This window comes from Citrobacter sp. KTE30, assembly GCF_000398825.1.
Classification (GTDB): domain Bacteria; phylum Pseudomonadota; class Gammaproteobacteria; order Enterobacterales; family Enterobacteriaceae; genus Citrobacter; species Citrobacter freundii.
Map to the genome: position 1 here is coordinate 3,938,269 of NZ_KB976055.1, position 19,286 is coordinate 3,957,554.

The window sequence follows — 19,286 nt, forward strand, 5'->3', positions numbered from 1 at the left end:
TACCGTCTTATGGAGCAAAACCCGCAGTCACAGCTGAAGCTTCTTGTCCAACGTGGTAAGGAGCAAGGCTATCTGACCTATGCCGAGGTCAATGACCATCTGCCGGAAGATATCGTCGATTCAGATCAAATCGAAGACATCATCCAAATGATCAATGACATGGGTATTCAGGTGATGGAAGAAGCACCTGATGCCGATGATCTGCTGCTTGCTGAAACCTCCAACAGCACCGATGAAGACGCGGAAGAAGCGGCTGCCCAGGTTCTGTCCAGCGTTGAGTCCGAAATCGGTCGTACAACTGACCCGGTCCGCATGTACATGCGTGAAATGGGTACCGTTGAACTGTTAACCCGCGAAGGCGAAATCGACATCGCTAAACGCATCGAAGACGGGATTAACCAGGTTCAATGCTCCGTTGCCGAATACCCGGAAGCTATCACCTACCTGCTTGAGCAGTACGATCGCGTAGAAGCTGAAGAAGCACGTCTTTCCGATCTGATCACTGGCTTTGTCGATCCAAACGCGGAAGAAGACATGGCGCCCACGGCGACCCACGTCGGTTCTGAACTCTCTCAGGAAGAGATGGATGACGATGAAGACGAAGATGAAGAAGATGGCGACGACGACAGCAGCGATGACGACAACAGCATCGACCCTGAGTTAGCGCGTGAAAAATTCGGTGAACTGCGTACTCAGTACGAAATCACTCGCGACACCATCAAAGCGAAAGGCCGCAGCCATGCTGCCGCGCAGGAAGAAATTCAGAAGCTGTCCGAAGTGTTCAAACAGTTCCGCCTGGTGCCGAAGCAGTTCGACTACCTGGTAAACAGCATGCGCGTCATGATGGACCGCGTGCGTACTCAGGAACGTCTGATCATGAAGCTCTGCGTTGAGCAGTGCAAAATGCCGAAGAAAAACTTCATCACCCTGTTCACTGGCAACGAAACCAGCGAAACCTGGTTCAACGCGGCAATCGCGATGAACAAACCGTGGTCTGAAAAACTGCACGATGTGGCAGATGACGTTCACCGCGGCCTGCAGAAACTGCAGCAGATTGAAGAAGAAACCGGCCTGACCATCGAGCAGGTTAAAGATATCAACCGTCGCATGTCCATCGGTGAAGCGAAAGCCCGCCGTGCGAAAAAAGAGATGGTTGAAGCGAACTTACGTCTGGTTATCTCTATCGCTAAAAAATACACCAACCGTGGCCTGCAGTTCCTGGATCTGATTCAGGAAGGTAACATCGGTCTGATGAAAGCGGTTGATAAGTTTGAATACCGTCGTGGTTACAAGTTCTCCACCTATGCAACCTGGTGGATCCGTCAGGCGATCACCCGTTCGATCGCGGATCAGGCGCGTACCATCCGTATCCCGGTACATATGATTGAGACCATTAACAAGCTCAACCGTATCTCCCGTCAGATGCTGCAAGAGATGGGCCGCGAGCCAACGCCGGAAGAACTGGCTGAACGCATGCTGATGCCGGAAGACAAGATCCGTAAAGTGCTGAAGATCGCTAAAGAGCCTATCTCCATGGAAACGCCGATCGGCGACGATGAAGATTCGCATCTGGGTGATTTCATCGAGGATACCACCCTCGAGTTGCCGCTGGACTCTGCGACCACCGAGAGCCTGCGTGCCGCAACGCACGACGTTCTGGCTGGCCTGACCGCCCGTGAAGCGAAAGTTCTGCGTATGCGTTTCGGTATCGATATGAACACCGACCACACGCTGGAAGAAGTCGGTAAACAGTTCGACGTTACCCGCGAACGTATCCGTCAGATCGAAGCGAAAGCGCTGCGTAAACTGCGCCACCCGAGCCGCTCTGAAGTACTGCGTAGCTTCCTTGACGATTAATCGTTTCTGTTATTAAGAAGCTCCCTCCGGGGAGCTTTTTTTTTTGGGATTTTCCGCAGTGTACAAAAATTGGTAGGGGGCATTGCCTATACATGCAATTGTAAATGATATTTATTTTCATTATCATTTTCTTTTCGTAAACAACTGTAAAGAAAAATGACATGAATTTAAAAACATTAAAAAATCAGTCCCTCTGCGCGCTTGCGATTTCACTGGCACTTTATACCGGTTCAGCCCTGGCAAAAGACTTTACTGAGGATCAGTTCGCCTCTCAGACGCTTGGTCATGGCGTTTACGAACTGGCTTATGACGCCGGACAACAGGCTATCTATGCAGCCTCTGCCCCCTCTTTCGACAAAGATAAAACCGCCGGTGAAGTGTTCCTGTTTTCAACTGAATCATTAAAAGTCGATGAGCGGATCGCCACCGAACGCCGTCCTTTTGCGGTCTCACTGGATGAACCTAACCACATTCTCTGGCTAGGTAATGCGCTGGATGGCTCACTGACCCTGCTGGATACCCGCACCCATAAAGAAGTGAAAATGCTTCAGCTTGCAGACGAAGAAAATAAAGCCCACGTTCGTGAAGTGGTGCTCGACAAGAAGCACCACCGTCTGTATGTCTCCGGTATTGGCAGTGAAAATAAAGGTGTGCTGTGGGTTGTCGACACGCATAACCAGAAACTATTACACGCCCTCAAAGGGATGGATCCGGTCGGTTTCGCCGTTGATGAAGCTGGCGATAAAGTTTACGCCGTCACTGGCAAAGGCGAACTGGTTACCCTGGATGGCAAAACGTCGCAGGTTCTGTCGCGTGTGAAGGTTGACCCCTCCGAGCCGAAGCATTACTTCCTGAACATCGCGTTGAACACGGCCAAAGGCATCGGATTTATCGCCGATACCAACACCGCCGACGTGCTGGTAGTCCAACTGGACAGCGGTAAAATTGTTCACCGCGTTCCCACGCCAAACTCTATCGCTGCGGTCTATAACCCTGTCCGCAACGAAGTGTATGTTACCCATCGCAATGCCCGTCAGATTAGCGTTATCGATGCCAACACTTACAGCCTGAAGCACACCATCAAAACGGCAGCAATGCCAAACAGCATGGTGCTTTCTCCTGACAGCAAAACGCTCTTCGTTAGCGTGAAGCAGGATGAAAAAGCCAACAAGGCTGACTATGTACTCAAGCTCGATTTAACCCAGTTCTGAGGAATGCGTTGTGATTAACCAGACTCGTACCGCGCTGGCGATTTCGCTCGCCCTTGCCAGCTTCCCGGCGACCGTTTTCGCCGAAGAAACCACACCAGATAATGAAGATCAACTGGTGGTCACCGCCACCGGTTTCGCACAGGAACGCCGTGAGGCACCGGCGACCATCTCCGTCGTCGGCGAGAAAGAACTGAACACCCGCTCTAACCAGAACGTCACCGAAGCCCTTCGCGAGATGCCCGGCGTATTGGTGGGTAATGGCAACGGTAGCCTTGCCACAGGCGATGTGCAGATGCGCGGAATGGACTCGACCTATACCTCCTACATGGTCAACGGCATCAAACAAGGCACCCGCGAATCGCGTCCTTACGGACACCATATCGGGACAGAGGCTGCCTTTTTACCGCCGCTTGCTGCTATCGAGCGAATAGAGGTGATTCGCGGGCCGATGTCCTCACTGTATGGCTCTGACTCCATCGGCGGCGTGGTCAACGTCATCACCAAAAAAGGCTACAACCTCGATAAATGGACAGGTGTGCTGGAAGATAACTACTTCCTGCAAGAGAAGAGCGAGTACGGTAACACCAACCAGACTAATGTCTTCCTGATGGGGCCAATTATCCCCAGCAAGCTCGGGGTGAGCGTAGCGGCGGATTATCTTGATCGCCGTGATGACGACAGCATCTCCGATGAGCGCTTTGTGAAGCACCAGGCTGGCAATTTGGATGCCACCATCAACATGTCGCCGACCGATACCCAACTGTGGGATTTGAACGTCGTCAAAGGGCATCAGGTAAAATCACACAATGATAAAGCCTGGCAATGGGACTTTGACCGCGATGCCGCTTCACTTGCGCAGCATGCCTGGTACGGCGACGATCTGCTGGAAGTGAAGAACTTCATCAGCTACGAAAACGCTAAAACCGAGTATCGTGTGCCGGGCATGAGTTCGCAGTTCATTAAGCAGAAAAACTATGAAGCCAACAGCGCGAACACCTTTACGCTGGGCGACCACAAGTTGACGCTGGGGATCAACTTCACCCGTAATGAGCTGGACGACACTTTCGGCATCGAAAACAAAGAAGTGCCGGGCATAACGCCAGTCAGCAAGATCACCCGTGACGGCTGGGCCATCTTCGCGGAAGATGCCTGGATGATGGTTCCGGACTTCACCCTCACCACCTCGGCGCGTCTCGATCACGACAGCTACTTTGGCTACCACGTCACGCCAAAACTCTACGGTAACTGGACGATTGACGAAAACTGGGCGCTGAAGGGCGGCGTATCGGCGGGCTATAAAAAACCGGACCTGCGTGAGAACAATGAAGGTTTCACCAGCGTCTACGGTTCGTATCCGTATTCCTTCATTGGGATCGGTAACGATGACCTGAAACCTGAGCAGAGCGTCAACACCGAGCTGGGCGTCTACTGGCAACAGGACACACTGGCACTGGATGCAACCGTGTTCTTCACCAAATTCAAGGACAAGATCAGCGACTACACCATCTGTACCGCAACGGCCACGCAGAAGTGCATTTACAACGGGTATGAAGCGGAAGAAGTCTCGCAGTATTTCAACGTCAGCGACGCGGAAATCTATGGCCTGGAGCTGAACGGCGACTGGCAGGTCACTACCGCGCTGAAAGCGAACGCGAACTACACCTATACCCACAGCGAGCAAAAGAGTGGTCAGTACAAGGGAGAGGCACTGAACGAGTTCCCGACGAGCATGGCCAACCTGTCTCTGACATGGAATGCACTTAACGATCTTGAACTGTGGAGCAAAGCCAGCTGGCGCAGCAATACGCCTGACATCGGCAAATCAACGTCAACCGACGCCTATGCGCTGGTCGATTTAGGGGCACGCTACCATCTCAACAAGAGCATCACATTGATGGCGGGGGTTTATAACCTGTTCGACGTGAACCCAATCTACAAAACGTCCTATAACCAGTCTTCCATCCTGGAAGGACGCCGCTACAACATGGGCGCACGCTTCGAGTTCTGACAGTGACGCCGGAGCCTAAGGCTCCGGCAGTTACAGGCCGCGCGCCTTCAACGCCACATTCACTTCCCGATACGCCTCTACCAGTTTATCCAGCGTGATCCGGCTTAACCCGCTGGGATTCGGCAATACCCATATTTGCGTCGCGCCAATGGTCAGCGTCTGTTTTCCCCACTGCGCCCCACGCTGGCTAAGCCCCTGCTCAAATGCCTGCTTCCCGAGGATAGCGAGCGCGGCTGGCTGATACTCTTCTATTTTCTCAATGAGCAGACGACCGCCGTTGCGCATCTCCAGGAGCTTGACTTCATTGGCTTGTACCGTTGGTCTGTCGACAAACTTAGTCACGCCGCAGCGGAAGTCCAGCAGCTGTTGTGCCTCTTCGGGCTTAAGCTGGCGATCGGTAAATCCCGCCTGATGAATGACTTTCCAGAAGCGATTCGCGGGATGCGCAAAGGGAAATCCTGTACCTGCAGAAGATAACCCCGGATTGATGCCGCAAAATACCACCCGCAGCCCCGGTGCCAGTATGTCCTTAACCATAATTACTCCGAACAATACATCAGAGGAACAAGTATAACGGACTGAAAATACATTGTTTATAAAAACAGCATCCGTACGCTTATGTCTGGATTGCAACGCGGAGTTACTTTATAATCCACCGCCACGGCCCCTTAGCTCAGTGGTTAGAGCAGGCGACTCATAATCGCTTGGTCGCTGGTTCAAGTCCAGCAGGGGCCACCAAATTTCAAGGACTTGCGAGAAATCGCAGGTCCTTTTTGTTATTGGAAATATATGCAATTGTTGGCAAAGCCAATAATTGGATGGCTCTGAATGCGTAGCGGGGGATGGCGTGGGAATAAGGATATATCACGCGATACGCCAGCCCATATCGCTGGCATTCCATTTGGACGCCGCCATCCCGAGATGGAAACGTCCGTTAGAGTTTGATTCGATAGTCAGCTCACACTAGCTCTTTGAGCTGCTCCTGCATATAGGTTGAAAAATACTCTGGGTTCTTGATAAGGATGCGGTTACCGGAGGCAACTTTTTCTGCCCATCCGGCCACTTTTTTCGTGAACTCGGGATTCCATCCCTCCTGCTCACCCCGTGCCATCACAACTTCCGGACTCGCTGGCACACCTAAGTCATGCAAATACTTTAAGATTCCCTTAGCGGTGCTTTCATCCATTGAATGGGGTACTGACGCCGAAGTGTTCATACCACCAATAAAATCCAATGCTTTCTCAATTGCTGTTGGCATGCTCTTATCCTTAAAATTAACCACGTGAGAGACACATTTATACTATGTACCCAACTCCGTCGGGATATCAAAGAGAACATCGCCTTTATTTGACTTACCCCGCAGCTAAACGCTTGCGCGGCTGTTTTCTGCGCTATTTTTTTGCATCTCCGGCTAAAACCAGTCCGGTTGCCACCGCATTACGCGGCCCTTCGGTACCTCGAATATTGCCCTGCCCGGCGACAACGCCGTAATGCGCCAGCGCATCGGTGATCATCTGCGGGATTTCGAAATCCAGCGAAGAACCGCCTACCAGCACCACAAAAGTCATATCGCGAATAGATCCACCGGGTGACACCAGGCGTAACGCGCGCAGGCAGTTGGTCACAAAAACCTTCTCTTTGGCCTGTCGGCGCACCAGACGTATTTTTTCCAGCGAGGTCTGGTTATCTACCGGGATCAGCTCGCCCTCTTTCAAATACACAACTTTGGCAAACACCGCCGGGCTGAGCGGTTCGCGGAAAAACTCTACCGCGCCGTTCTCATGGCGAATGCTGAACAGGCTCTCTACTTTTGCCAGCGGGTATTTTTTAATTTCCTCCGCCAGAAATGCATCGCTTAAGCCCAGCTCTGTTTGAATCAACAGGCTGACCATATTCCCCGCCCCGGCCAGATGTACCGCTTTCACTACGCCATCGCTATTGATGACGGCTGCATCGGTAGATCCTGCGCCTAAATCGAGGATTGCCAGCGGCGCAGCGCATCCAGGCGTTGTTAACGCACCCGCTACAGCCATGTTGGCCTCCACGCCACCAACCTCAACCAGAGTGTTTAACCGAGCGCTCAGCTCACTGGCGATGGCCTGCATCTGTAAGCGATCGGCTTTCACCATCGCCGCAATGCCCACGGCGTTCTCCATTGAACACTCTCCGGCGATGCCGCCCTGCACCTTACGCGGAATAAATGTATCGACCGCCAACAGATCCTGAATATGCACCGTGTTCATGTCATGACCGGTCAGCGAGGCCATCACCTTTCGCACCCGCTCCAGCATGCCGCCTGCGTGCGTACCAGCTTCCCCAGCAATATCGCGCACGGGCGCGCAGGCGCTCATCGCCTGCATAATGGCCTGCGCGCCTTGCGCTACGTCGGCTTCACCGCCACGCTTTTCACCACGGATAAAGATCTTACCCGCCGGGATCACTCTTGATTGCACATCGCCCTGCGGGGTTTTCAGTACCACGGCGGAACGGTTGCCAATCAGCGCTCTGGCGATGGGGACGATAGTCTGCGTTTCCTCGGGCGTCAGGGCAAAGAAGGTCGCAATGCCGTAAGGGTTCGACAGCACCCGTACCACCTGTCCCGGGGCCGCCACTTCCACCGCCGCCAGCACACCTTCCGGCACCTTCTCCAGCAGGGTGACTTCATCAACCACCGGCATTGGCCGACGCAGGCGATTATTCACCAGCACCCCATCATCTTTTTTCAGGATGGCCGCCACCACATTGACGCCGCGATCCAGCGCTTCATTGATAAACCAAACCGCCTCAAGGAAATCCATCTCCTCACCTACCAACGGGATCCAGCCCTGGGCAAATCGATCCTCGCTCAACGCCGCCAACTTCTCCACGGCGATGGTGGTTCCCATACCCACGCCAACGCCACCGGGCGCTTGCGGGTTATGACCAATCATCGTCGATTCGGTAATGATGGTTTCAGTGATGGTTTCCATCGCCACATCGCCAATCACCGGTGCGGCCTCGTTGATGCAAATTTTTGCTACGTCCTGCAGCGACCACGGCGTGTTATTCAGCGCCTGCTGCAGGGACGCGACTACCCCGGCGATATTATCCCGCGTGCCTTTCATACCGGTCGTGGCGACAATCCCGCTGCCGATAAACCGGCCATCCTGCGCCAACGCCACTTCGGTGGTGGCGTTGCCGATATCGATCCCTGCAATTAACGGCATGCTGCCTCCGTCACTGGCTGCCTTTACGCAGCTTATTTCTCTGCTGGTATACCTCTGCCGATTCGCGGACAAACCCGGCGTTCACCGTGGCATGCCATGTGTGTTCCAGTTCATCGGCAATGGCCTGCAACTCGGCGAACGAAGAACGAAACGGCCGCAGCGCGTTGTAGACCTCCAGAATGCGGGCATCCGGAATCGCAATCAGCTCAGCCGCACGACGAAAATTGCGCGCCACGGCATGACGCTGCATCTGCTCGGCAATCTGCGCCTGGTACTCCAGCGTTTGCTGAGAAATACGCACATCCTGCGGTCCTACGCGGCCCGCCAGCACATTCTCAAGAGTAATGTCGGTTAGCGGCTTGCCGGTAGGCGTCTGGATTTTCTCCGGGCAGCGGGTCGCTAATGGGTAATCCTGCGCAGTCATGATGTTGTCGTTCATGGTCATTCCCTTACCAGTGCAATGTGCAACGTGACAGGCGCAGCATCCTGCACCACGTGTTTGGTTTCTTTGATATGAAACAGCGCGGCCTTAGCCATAAATTTAGGGCGCACCATCTGGTCATTGACCACTGGCACCGGCGAAGGCGACTCTTTGCGTGCATATCGCGCGGCGTTTTTACCAATCTGACGATAGGTTTCCAGCGTCAGCAGCGGAGCCTGAGAGAACAGCTCGAGGTTGCTTAACGGCAGCAGATCGCGCTGATGAATCACCGTGGTTCCTTTCGACTGGATGCCAATCCCGATGCCTGAGCCGCTGAGGTTTGCCGCATCCCATGCCATAAAAGAAACATCCGAGGTGCGCAGGATCCTCACTACCCGCGCATGCAATCCCTCTTCTTCAATCCCTGCCACCAGCTCTTTCAGAATCGCGTTGTGCGGCATATCAATTAGGGTTTTATGCTGGTGCTTGCCAAAGGCCGGGCCGACGCCAATCACCACTTCATCCACGCGTTCATCCGCGTTAGCCGCCTCGCCTTCGCTCACCTGTAAGGTGAAAACCGGCTTACGTTCAGTTGTGCATTCCACAGTGTTCCGCCTTATTCGATCGAGCTGGGCTGAACCACGCCCGCAATATTTTTAATTTCCGCCCAGCGTTCGGCACTGATGCGATAGCCGGTACCAGGTCCCTGATAATCATTGATGTCGTTGACGGCGCTGACGACGTCGAACTGGCGATCCAGAATGGCTGACGTTTGCAGGTAATCACCAGTAACACGCTGTCTCAGCATATTGAGGATATTGCTGGCGATATCTTCAAAACCGCTGCAACTCAACGCGCCGACGATATCCAGCCCGGTGATATTGCGCTTCATCATCTCTTCCACGGCCGCCAGATCCTCCACTACATTGCGCGCAGGCATATCTTTGCTGCCATGAGCATAAGTAGCGGCTTCCACTTCTTCATCGCTAATCAGCGGCAAGCTCAGTTCGCGGAACACCGCCTGAATGGCGCGTGCAGCCTTATTGCGTATAGCGATAGTTTCTTCTTCAGTCACCGGACGCAGACCGCCGTCAACCATCAGATCGCGTTGCAGGATGTTGTAATCATCGAAGTCTTCAGCGTCGAAGTTCGACCCGGCAAACATGTTGTCGTAGTTGGGTACCGCGCTGTAACCAGAGAAAATAAAATCGGTACCCGGCAGCATCTGCATCAGGGTGCGGGCAGTACGGCGAATATCGGAATGAGAAAAGGTCTGGTCATTGGCGGAGGCCACTTCAAGGTCGAGCATTGAGGCAATCAGGTTTTCCGCCAGCACCGCGCGGATCCCCGAAGGCACAGCGCCGGTCATGCCGATGCAGCTGACCGCACCGTTTTGCAGCCCCTGTACGCCCGCGCCTTTAGTGATAAAAATGCAGCGCGACTCCAGATATAGCATCGATTTACTTTCGGAATAGCCCATCAGCGCTTCCGAGCCAGTGCCGGAGGTGTAGCGCATCTTCAGGCCACGCGATGCATAAGCCGAGGCGAGAAACGCTTTGGACCACGGCGTGTCATCACCGTCGGTAAACACCGATTCTGTACCATACACCGACACCGTTTCGGCATAACTGGTTAGCCCACGCATGCCCAGCTCCAGCTCCGTGGCCTCTTCAACAGAACATTGCGTCAGCACACCAGGACGACCGCACTGGGAACCCACCAGCAGCGCCAGGGCGTTAAACGGCGCGTAGCGGGCGATGCCAACCGTCGTTTCCTGCTCGGAAAAGCCACGGATCCCCGCTTCAGCTGCATCGGCGGCAATCTGCACCGGATTATCTTTCAGGTTGGTAACGTGGCACTGGTTAGAGGGGGTGCGTCGGGCGCGCATTTTTTGCAGCGCCATCATCATCTCTACCACGTTCATTTGTGCCATCACCTCCACCGCTTTCGCCGGGGTAATAGCGGTGGTAATGGCAATGATCTCTTCGCGACTGACGTGGATATCCACCAGCATTCTGGCGATCTCCAGCGCGTCGAGCTGCATGGCGTGCTCGGCCTCAGCCACGTTAATGGCGTAGTCGGCAATGAAACGGTCGATCATGTCGAACTCGGCGCGGCTCTTACCGTCCAGCTCAACAATACGACCATTTTCCACCTTCACCGACGACGCTGGATCGTAGGGGCTTTCCATGGCGATCAGCCCCTCTTCAGGCCATTCGCCAATCAGCCCATCCTGATTTACAGGCCGCTTCGCAAGTACTTCGAATCGTTTTGATCTTCTCATGATTTATTGACTCAAAAGATAAAAAATAGGGACGCCGGGCCGCATTGCCGGGGACACAACACCCGGCATTCGCCTTTCATCAGCAATGGTCGAACTCTAAATGAGCAGAACAATAAAAAAATAAAATTAATTTCGTTCCAATTTGGCACCTAATAAAAACGCATCGTTTCATATTGAAACGCAATTCAGGAATATCCATCGTGAATTGTGACGAGGTTAAATGATCATTATCAATAAACGCAAAACCGGGAAGGTGAATTTAATATCTTTGAAATTTTCGCCCTATTGACTTAATAACGTGCGGCGAGAAAATAAGGTAAAGCCAATGATAAAAATAGCTGTTGCGCGATATGTTTCGTGACCTCAGCCCTACAACATTTTCAGGAGAGACTGTGAATAAGAGCCAACAAATTGCCACCATTACGCTGGCGGCTGCAAAAAAAATGGCGCAGGCCGTTGAGGCTAAAGCGCTTGAGATAAGCATTCCGGTGGTCTTTTCCGTGGTGGATCGCGGTGGGAATACGCTGCTAATGCAACGCATGGACGATGCGTTTGTCACCAGCTGTGATATCTCTCTTAATAAAGCGTATACCGCCTGCTGTCTGCGCCAGGGTACCCATGAAATTACCGACGCGGTACAACCTGGTGCTTCGCTATATGGTTTGCAGCTTACCAACCAACAGCGCATTGTTATTTTCGGCGGCGGTTTACCTGTCATATTAAACGGTAAATTAATTGGTGCCGTTGGCGTTAGTGGCGGCACCGTTGAACAAGACAGATTATTAGCAGAAACCGCACTGAATTGTTTCTCTGAATTATAATTTAAATCTAAGAAGGTATATTATGAGCTATCGTATGTTTGATTACCTGGTGCCAAATGTGAACTTTTTTGGCCCCAATGCTATTTCCGTTGTCGGCGAACGCTGCAAACTGTTAGGCGGTAAAAAAGCGCTGCTGGTTACTGATAAAGGTCTGCGGGCCATTAAAGACGGCGCGGTAGATAAAACCCTCGCCCATTTACGTGAAGCGGGCATTGACGTGGTGGTTTTTGATGGCGTTGAACCTAACCCCAAAGACACCAACGTGCGTGACGGTCTGGAAGTCTTTCGCAAAGAGCATTGCGATATCATCGTTACCGTCGGTGGCGGTAGCCCGCATGACTGCGGTAAAGGCATCGGTATCGCAGCAACTCACGAAGGCGATCTCTACAGCTATGCCGGGATTGAAACCCTGACCAACCCGCTGCCGCCGATCGTTGCGGTGAATACCACTGCCGGTACCGCCAGCGAAGTCACCCGCCACTGCGTGCTGACCAATACCAAGACCAAAGTGAAGTTTGTGATTGTCAGTTGGCGTAACCTGCCGTCGGTCTCCATTAACGATCCGCTGCTGATGCTTGGCAAACCCGCCCCGCTGACCGCCGCGACGGGTATGGACGCCCTGACCCACGCCGTAGAAGCCTATATTTCCAAAGATGCCAACCCGGTCACCGACGCTGCCGCTATTCAGGCTATTCGCCTGATCGCACGCAACTTGCGTCAGGCCGTAGCGCTGGGCAGCAACCTGAAAGCTCGCGAGAATATGGCCTACGCCTCCCTGCTGGCAGGTATGGCTTTCAACAACGCCAACCTCGGCTACGTTCACGCGATGGCGCATCAACTTGGCGGTCTGTACGACATGCCGCACGGCGTGGCGAATGCCGTACTGCTGCCGCACGTGGCGCGCTATAACCTGATCGCTAACCCGGAAAAATTTGCCGACATTGCAGAGTTTATGGGAGAAAACACTGACGGACTTTCCACCATGGATGCCGCAGAACTGGCCATTCACGCCATTGCTCGTCTCTCTGCTGACATCGGCATTCCGCAGCATCTGCGCGATCTGGGTGTCAAAGAAGCCGATTTCCCGTACATGGCGGAAATGGCGCTGAAGGACGGCAACGCCTTCTCTAACCCGCGCAAAGGGAACGAGAAAGAAATTGCCGAGATCTTCCGTCAGGCATTCTGATAGTACAGGGGGCGCAATGTCACTTTCATCACCGGGCGTACATCTGTTTTATCACTCGCGCTGGCAGGATACTCGCGTGCTTGATGAGCTGTGCTGGGGACTGGAAGAGCAAGGCGTCCCTTGTCGGGCAATCTGTTGCAACGAGCATGACTGCGCACTGGCATTGAGCAAACTTGCGGCCAAAAGCTCAACGCTACGTGTCGGTCTGGGTCTTAACGCCACGGGTGATATTGCTTTAACCCACGCCCAGTTGCCCGAGGATCAGGCGCTGATCCGTGGTCATATCCACGCCGGTGCAGCCCGGCTCCGCGTCCTCGGTGCTAATGCTGGTCAACTGGTCAAAGTGCTTCCCTTCAGCGAGATAAAATAAATGTACCGCATCTACACCCGAACCGGCGATAAAGGCACGACCGCACTGTTTGGCGGCAGCCGTATCGACAAAGACGACATCCGCGTTGAGGCCTATGGCACGGTGGATGAACTGATTTCCCAACTTGGCGTCTGCTATGCCAGCACGCGTCATGCCGGGCTACGCCAGGATCTGCACGCCATACAGAAAATGCTGTTTGTTCTGGGTGCGGAACTCGCCAGCGATGAGAAAGGACTCGCTCGCTTACAACAGCGTATTGGTGAAGAGGATACTCAGGCGCTGGAGCAGCTTATTGACCGTAATATGGCGCAAAGCGGCCCGCTCAAAGAGTTTGTTATTCCGGGGAAAAATCTCGCATCGGCACAGCTACACGTTGCGCGAACCCTGACGCGCCGACTGGAGCGGGTCCTCATCGCGATGAGCAGATCGCTAACGTTACGCGATGAACCCAGGCGTTATATCAACCGACTGTCAGACGCGCTGTTCTCGATGGCGAGAATTGAAGAAACTAGTCCAGATGCTTGCGCTTAAACTGGCTGGCATCAATGTCGTACTGCTTCATCTTGCGCCACAAGGTAGTGCGACCGATATTCAACAGTTGCGACATCTCCTGCACGCGCCCGCTGGTGACGCGGGCAGCATGGATAATCGCCTCTTTTTCAATAGCGGTAAACGTCAGACTAGCAGGCAGCAGTGAAGACGCCGTCTCCAGACCCGGACGTTCGGCAAACAAATAATCCGGTAGATTGCTCAGCCGAATATGGCCGTTATCACTGCTGATGGCGATGTTTTCGATAATGCTGTTCAGCTCAAAGTCATTGCCCGGCCACGAATAAGCCACCAGTTGCGCCAGCGCGTCGTCGTCGATCTTCAAACTGTATGAAAAGCGTTTTTTCAGGCTATTCAGCCGCGTAAAAATCAGCGAGGGAATACTACTGCGCCGCGCCCGCAGCGGTGGGATCACTATCTCAAAAGAATGCAGCGCATAATACAGCTGACGGCTAAAGCGGTTTTGCTCCACCAGATTGGCGAGATCAACCGTGGTGGTGGCGATCACTTTGACATCCACCGGAATCAGCCGACGGGCATCCAGGCGGGTTAATACCCCCTGCTTGATCACCTGTAACAGCGCGGATTGCAGCTCCGGCGCCAGATATTCAATTTTTTCCAGAAACAGCGTGCCGCCGTTCGCCAGTTCAAGACGGCTCAACCGGCCATTTTCATCGTCGGTGGGCGCACTGCCCATAAAATCCTGCCCCAGTACGCTGTTGGCATACAGCTGACAGTTCACGGCGATATACGGCCCGCTGGCGCGCTCGCTTTCATTGTGGATGGCCTGACTCAGCAGCTCTTTACCAACACCCTCTTCCCCGCACAGCAGGATCGGGAAACTCCCCCTCGCTGCCTGGCGTCCAAAATGGATCAAGCGGCGGGTTTCCGGATCGTCAGTCGACATCTGCTCAAAGGTGTGGCTCACCTTGCCGAGCTGGCTGGTCATCAGCTGGCGCATTTGTTCCACCGGATGCAGTAGCAGAATAAAGCTGTTGCCCTGCTCCTCAACAATCGGCTTCAGGGTAATGACGGCATCAACAAACTGATGCTGGCTTTCAAAGGTAACTTCGACGTGATTCAGACCGCGGGCATGTTTGATCGCCCGGCGCAGCAGCATGGGGAGATTAAGCAGATCGTGAATGTTTTTCCCCTGACTGGCCTGCGCATCGAGATGCAAAAGCAGCGCCGCTCGTGCATTGAGGAACTGCAATACGCCCTGTTCGTTCCAGGCCATCACACCATCATCCATACTCTCCAGCAGCCCGTACATCTGGTTCAGATGGCGGTTGGATTCAGCCAGCAGGCTGTCGGTCAGCAAAGAGTTGCCGACTTCTCTGGCAATCGCCAGCGTCAGGGATAAATCAGAAACGCACTCATGCTCCACCAGACAACACAGCGAAATGGAGCCGAACAGTCGACCATGGTTATCGAAGACCGGCGTCGAGCAGAACGACCACGGATGTAGCGCCTGTTTAAAATGCTGATCGCCAGAGGTTTTTGTCGGCTGACCCGGCATCGTCGCCAGCGACAGGGCACAACTGCCAATGATGCTTTCCGCACAGTAGCTGCCGTCACGAAACCCAAGCTCCGCCAGCTGTTCTACCGTCTGCGGATCGCCGCAACGGCTGAGAATACAGGCTGATTCATCCAGAATCAGCAGCGCGCACGGGCGGCCGTCCATAAACTCCCAGGCATCTTCCAGCGCAGCCTGAGCAATCGTCAGCAACGCCGTCTTGCGACGACAAATCGACTCAAAGGTCAGTCCCTGCGCCTGATGCGGCGCCTGCCAGGTTTCCCGCTGCATAAACTTGCTGCAACGATGCCATGACTGGGCAATGACTGAAGAGACTTCCTTCCCGATGCTATGCGTGTGCGCCGTCATATCCCTTTCCGCTGTTTAACCATAGACAACCCCTCCGGCAGAAACTGTCAGAGGGGGAGAAGATGCCGGATAACAACCTACCGACGACTGATTAACGCGCCAACCACTGCTGTCCCAGCAGATCTGCCGTCAAGATAGCGGCATGTACGCTTTCAGGCGTTACCGGGAACGGCATATTGTGGATGGTTTCACCTTCTGCGCAGGTCGCTTTCGCCACGGCCATGATCTTGCCGTCAACGTCTTCTTTCACGCCCATTTCCGCTAACGTTACCGGCAGGCCTACTTTCTGACAGAAATTCAGCACGGTTTCGATCTCTTCCATCGGGCTGTTTTGCAGCACCAGTTGCGCCAGCGTACCAAAGGCGACTTTTTCACCGTGGTACAAATGGTGGCACTCTTCCAGAATCGTAAAGCCGTTGTGGATCGCATGCGCCCCTGCAAGACCGCTGCTTTCAAAGCCGATGCCGCTGAGGTAAGTGTTAGCTTCGACAATACGCTCCAGCGCATCGGTCACCACGCCAGCCTGCGCAGCAAAGCGTGCCTTCTCGCCTTCCGCCAGCAGGGTATCATAGCACAAGCGCGCCAGGCTCAGCGCCGCCACGGTGGACTGTCCGCCCGCCATGCTGGTCGCTCTGGCGTCATAACAGGCTTTCGCTTCAAACCAGGTCGAGAGCGCATCGCCCATCCCGGCCACCAGCAGACGTACCGGCGCTTTGGCAATGATCGCAGTGTCCATCACCACCATATCCGGGTTTTTCGGGTAGATCAGATACTCTTCAAACTCACCGGCTTCGGTATAGATAACGGACAGCGCGCTGGTTGGCGCATCGGTAGACGCGATAGTCGGGATCACCACCACCGGCAGCTTCTGGTAGTAACCAATCGCTTTGGCGGTATCCAGCGTTTTCCCGCCGCCAATCCCAACCACGCCGCGACAACCGTGCTGTTTCAGAATGGCAATCAGTCGATTAATTTCAACATGGCTACATTCACCGTTAAAGCGTTCCGCATGGCAGCTAATGTCGTGGCTGTGCAGGCCGTTGAGTACTTTCTCTCCCGCCAGCTTCATCACGAAGTCATCCGCAATCACAAAAAAGCTGTCCGCCAGATTTTTAGCGTATTGACCAAACAAGGTGGAAGCGTCAGGACCCTGGAGATATTTGGCTGGAGATTGAATAACTTTTAGCATTCCTTTCATCCTCAAATAAGTACATGTTTTTACATGGTGAGCCCTGGCGTTAACCTGTTTGGCCTGATGCAGACGGCGAAAACGGGAGGTACCGGAGCGATGCAATAACTGTATGGCGAGGCGTGCACAAAAAAATCTTTCGTCTTTTTGTTCTGATATGAAACAGATAAAAACGGAGTACGTTCCATATTGGAACGCTTATCCACAAAAATGATAAGGTTTGCGATCCCGATCCGCTCATTTGCCACCAAATCTCCGGCACAGACGAATCTCACTTTCTTTTTTACCCACTCACTTGCCAAAAAACCGGCAAAAAAAGCCGACAGTGCCGTATCAGCTGCATTCATCGCGAGAGAAAAAAGTCGAGCGAGCTCGCATTGTGATCGTTCCTCGTTCTTTTCAGTTTCATTATGGAACAAAAAACAATGACAACGTTCCGTAATGAAACTCATTTTAACGTTGTTTTTTTCCGCGCTGACTTCGCCAGAATCTCTCTATCGCCTCCGTACCATGACCATGCTTCCGGGGGTTTGTCTTACACTCAACCTCAAGGAGCCGTTATGTCTCAATTCTTTTTTAATCAACGCACCCATCTCGTGAGCGACGTCATCGACGGTACGATTATCGCCAGCCCGTGGAATAACCTGGCGCGTCTGGAAAGCGATCCGGCCATTCGCATCGTGGTCCGTCGTGACCTCAACAAAAATAACGTGGCGGTAATTTCCGGCGGTGGTTCAGGGCACGAACCCGCGCACGTTGGGTTTATCGGTAAAGGTATGCTAACCGCTGCGGTTTGCGGCGACGTTTTCGCCTCCCCGAGCGTGGATGCGGTGCTGACCGCCATTCAGGCGGTGACCGGTGAGGCGGGCTGTTTATTGATCGTGAAAAATTACACCGGTGACCGTCTTAATTTCGGTCTCGCCGCCGAGAAAGCCCGTCGCCTTGGTTACAACGTTGAAATGCTGATTGTTGGCGACGACATCTCCCTGCCTGATAACAAACACCCACGCGGCATTGCGGGAACCATCCTGGTGCATAAAATCGCAGGCTATTTTGCCGAACGCGGCTACAACCTCGCCACCGTCCTGCGTGAAGCGCAGTACGCGGCCAATAACACCTTCAGCCTGGGCGTTGCGCTTTCCAGCTGTCATCTGCCGCAAGAAGCCGACGCCGCCCCGCGTCATCATCCGGGCCACGCGGAACTGGGCATGGGCATTCACGGCGAACCAGGCGCATCGGTTATCGACACCCAGAACAGTGCGCAGGTGGTGAACCTGATGGTGGATAAACTGATGGCAGCCCTGCCTGAAACCGGCTGTCTGGCGGTGATGATTAACAATCTTGGCGGCGTTTCCGTTGCCGAAATGGCCATCATTACCCGCGAACTGGCCAGCAGCCCGCTGCACCCACGTATCGACTGGCTGATTGGCCCGGCCTCACTGGTCACCGCGCTGGATATGAAAGGCTTTTCACTAACTGCTATCGTGCTCGAAGAGAGCATCGAAAAAGCGTTACTCACCGAGGTGGAAACCAGCAACTGGCCGACGCCGGTCCCGCCGCGTGAAATCAGTTGTGTACCGTCATCACAGCGTAGCGCACGCGTGGAATTCCAGCCTTCAGCGAACGCCATGGTGGCCGGGATTGTGGAACTTGTCACCACAACCCTTTCCGATCTGGAGACTCATCTTAATGCGCTGGACGCCAAAGTCGGCGATGGCGATACCGGTTCGACCTTTGCCGCTGGCGCGCGTGAAATTGCCAGTCTGTTGCATCGCCAGCAGTTGCCGCTGGATAACCTTGCCACGCTGTTCGCGCTGATTGGCGAACGTCTGACCGTAGTGATGGGTGGTTCCAGCGGTGTGCTGATGTCTATTTTCTTTACCGCTGCGGGGCAGAAACTGGAACAGGGAGCTAGCGTTGCCGAATCCCTGAATACGGGACTGGCGCAGATGAAGTTCTACGGCGGCGCAGATGAAGGCGATCGCACCATGATTGATGCGCTGCAACCGGCCCTGGCTTCGCTGCTCACGCAGCCGCAAAATCTGCAGGCCGCATTCGACGCCGCGCAAGCGGGAGCCGAACGAACCTGTTTGTCGAGCAAAGCCAATGCCGGTCGCGCATCGTATCTCAGCAGCGAAAGCCTGCTCGGAAATATGGACCCCGGCGCGCACGCCGTAGCGATGGTGTTTAAAGCGCTGGCAGAGAGTGAGTTAGGATAAGCCATAAGTGCCTGATGCGCTGCGCTTATCAGGCCTACGAGTGCAAAGCTTTGTAGGCCGGATAAGGCAACGCCGACATC

At 54.0% G+C, this 19,286-nt stretch carries 17 protein-coding genes and 1 tRNA gene; 9 read left to right on the forward strand and 9 right to left on the reverse strand.

Features of this window, described 5'->3' with window-relative positions:
* The first annotated feature begins 9 nt into the window (after window positions 1-9).
* The 3 genes from rpoD (at window position 10) to WC1_RS04505 (ending at window position 5,076) form a co-directional block, all read left to right on the forward strand.
* Window positions 10-1,857, forward strand: a complete 1,848-nt coding sequence (gene rpoD, locus WC1_RS04515; protein WP_003024699.1) for an RNA polymerase sigma factor RpoD — start codon at window positions 10-12, stop codon at window positions 1,855-1,857.
* 161 nt (window positions 1,858-2,018) lie between these two features.
* On the forward strand, window positions 2,019-3,068 hold the full coding sequence (locus WC1_RS04510) for a 7-bladed beta-propeller protein YncE (protein WP_016151003.1): 1,050 nt from the start codon (window positions 2,019-2,021) through the stop codon (window positions 3,066-3,068).
* A gap of 10 nt (window positions 3,069-3,078) precedes the next feature.
* Window positions 3,079-5,076, forward strand: a complete 1,998-nt coding sequence (locus WC1_RS04505) for a TonB-dependent receptor domain-containing protein (protein WP_016151004.1) — start codon at window positions 3,079-3,081, stop codon at window positions 5,074-5,076.
* 30 nt (window positions 5,077-5,106) lie between these two features.
* Here WC1_RS04505 and mug read toward each other — a convergent pair whose 3' ends face one another.
* Window positions 5,107-5,613, reverse strand: coding sequence for a G/U mismatch-specific DNA glycosylase (gene mug / locus WC1_RS04500; protein WP_016151005.1), 507 nt, complete (start codon window positions 5,611-5,613; stop codon window positions 5,107-5,109).
* 125 nt (window positions 5,614-5,738) lie between these two features.
* Here mug and WC1_RS04495 point away from each other — a divergent pair.
* A tRNA-Ile gene (locus WC1_RS04495) sits at window positions 5,739-5,814 on the forward strand.
* Between the two features lie 220 nt (window positions 5,815-6,034).
* On the opposite strand, the gene WC1_RS04490 is transcribed toward WC1_RS04495, so the two are convergent.
* The 5 genes from WC1_RS04490 to WC1_RS04470 all read right to left on the reverse strand — a co-directional run bounded on the left by WC1_RS04490 (window position 6,035) and on the right by WC1_RS04470 (window position 10,987).
* Complete coding sequence (locus WC1_RS04490) at window positions 6,035-6,358, reverse strand: DUF1889 family protein (RefSeq protein ID WP_001573898.1); 324 nt, start codon at window positions 6,356-6,358, stop codon at window positions 6,035-6,037.
* Between the two features lie 109 nt (window positions 6,359-6,467).
* Window positions 6,468-8,282 (reverse strand): diol dehydratase reactivase subunit alpha, encoded by a 1,815-nt coding sequence (locus WC1_RS04485; protein ID WP_016151006.1) that lies wholly within the window; start codon window positions 8,280-8,282, stop codon window positions 6,468-6,470.
* A 10-nt stretch (window positions 8,283-8,292) separates the two neighbouring features.
* Complete coding sequence (locus WC1_RS04480) at window positions 8,293-8,721, reverse strand: diol dehydratase small subunit (protein WP_016151007.1); 429 nt, start codon at window positions 8,719-8,721, stop codon at window positions 8,293-8,295.
* 2 nt (window positions 8,722-8,723) lie between these two features.
* Entirely contained in the window at window positions 8,724-9,308 is a 585-nt protein-coding gene (locus tag WC1_RS04475; protein ID WP_003024724.1) for a propanediol/glycerol family dehydratase medium subunit, read from the reverse strand.
* Window positions 9,309-9,319: 11 nt separating this feature from the next.
* A complete protein-coding gene (locus WC1_RS04470) occupies window positions 9,320-10,987 on the reverse strand; it encodes a propanediol/glycerol family dehydratase large subunit (protein WP_016151008.1) in 1,668 nt (555 codons plus the stop codon).
* Window positions 10,988-11,379: 392 nt separating this feature from the next.
* Between WC1_RS04470 and WC1_RS04465 the strand changes: the two genes are divergently transcribed.
* From WC1_RS04465 to WC1_RS04450, 4 genes are read left to right on the forward strand one after another with little or no spacing between them, the layout of a single operon-like run.
* Window positions 11,380-11,808 carry a GlcG/HbpS family heme-binding protein gene (locus WC1_RS04465; protein ID WP_016151009.1) on the forward strand — a complete coding sequence of 143 codons (429 nt, stop codon included), beginning with the start codon at window positions 11,380-11,382 and terminating at the stop codon, window positions 11,806-11,808.
* A gap of 22 nt (window positions 11,809-11,830) precedes the next feature.
* A complete protein-coding gene (gene dhaT / locus WC1_RS04460) occupies window positions 11,831-12,994 on the forward strand; it encodes a 1,3-propanediol dehydrogenase (protein WP_003024734.1) in 1,164 nt (387 codons plus the stop codon).
* Between the two features lie 16 nt (window positions 12,995-13,010).
* Window positions 13,011-13,364, forward strand: coding sequence for a glycerol dehydratase reactivase beta/small subunit family protein (locus WC1_RS04455; protein ID WP_016151010.1), 354 nt, complete (start codon window positions 13,011-13,013; stop codon window positions 13,362-13,364).
* A complete protein-coding gene (locus tag WC1_RS04450; RefSeq protein ID WP_016151011.1) occupies window positions 13,365-13,895 on the forward strand; it encodes a cob(I)yrinic acid a,c-diamide adenosyltransferase in 531 nt (176 codons plus the stop codon).
* On the opposite strand, the gene dhaR is transcribed toward WC1_RS04450, so the two are convergent.
* From dhaR to WC1_RS25015, 3 genes are all read right to left on the reverse strand, one after another.
* Window positions 13,873-15,798, reverse strand: coding sequence for a dihydroxyacetone kinase operon transcriptional regulator DhaR (dhaR, locus tag WC1_RS04445; protein WP_003841455.1), 1,926 nt, complete (start codon window positions 15,796-15,798; stop codon window positions 13,873-13,875). The genes WC1_RS04450 and dhaR overlap by 23 nt on opposite strands.
* A 91-nt stretch (window positions 15,799-15,889) precedes the next feature.
* Entirely contained in the window at window positions 15,890-16,987 is a 1,098-nt protein-coding gene (locus WC1_RS04440) for a glycerol dehydrogenase (protein ID WP_003024745.1), read from the reverse strand.
* A gap of 29 nt (window positions 16,988-17,016) precedes the next feature.
* Window positions 17,017-17,439 (reverse strand): hypothetical protein, encoded by a 423-nt coding sequence (locus WC1_RS25015; RefSeq protein WP_231385724.1) that lies wholly within the window; start codon window positions 17,437-17,439, stop codon window positions 17,017-17,019.
* A gap of 108 nt (window positions 17,440-17,547) precedes the next feature.
* Between WC1_RS25015 and WC1_RS04435 the strand changes: the two genes are divergently transcribed.
* Window positions 17,548-19,206 carry a glycerone kinase gene (locus tag WC1_RS04435; protein WP_016151012.1) on the forward strand — a complete coding sequence of 553 codons (1,659 nt, stop codon included), beginning with the start codon at window positions 17,548-17,550 and terminating at the stop codon, window positions 19,204-19,206.
* The last annotated feature ends 80 nt before the right edge of the window (window positions 19,207-19,286 follow it).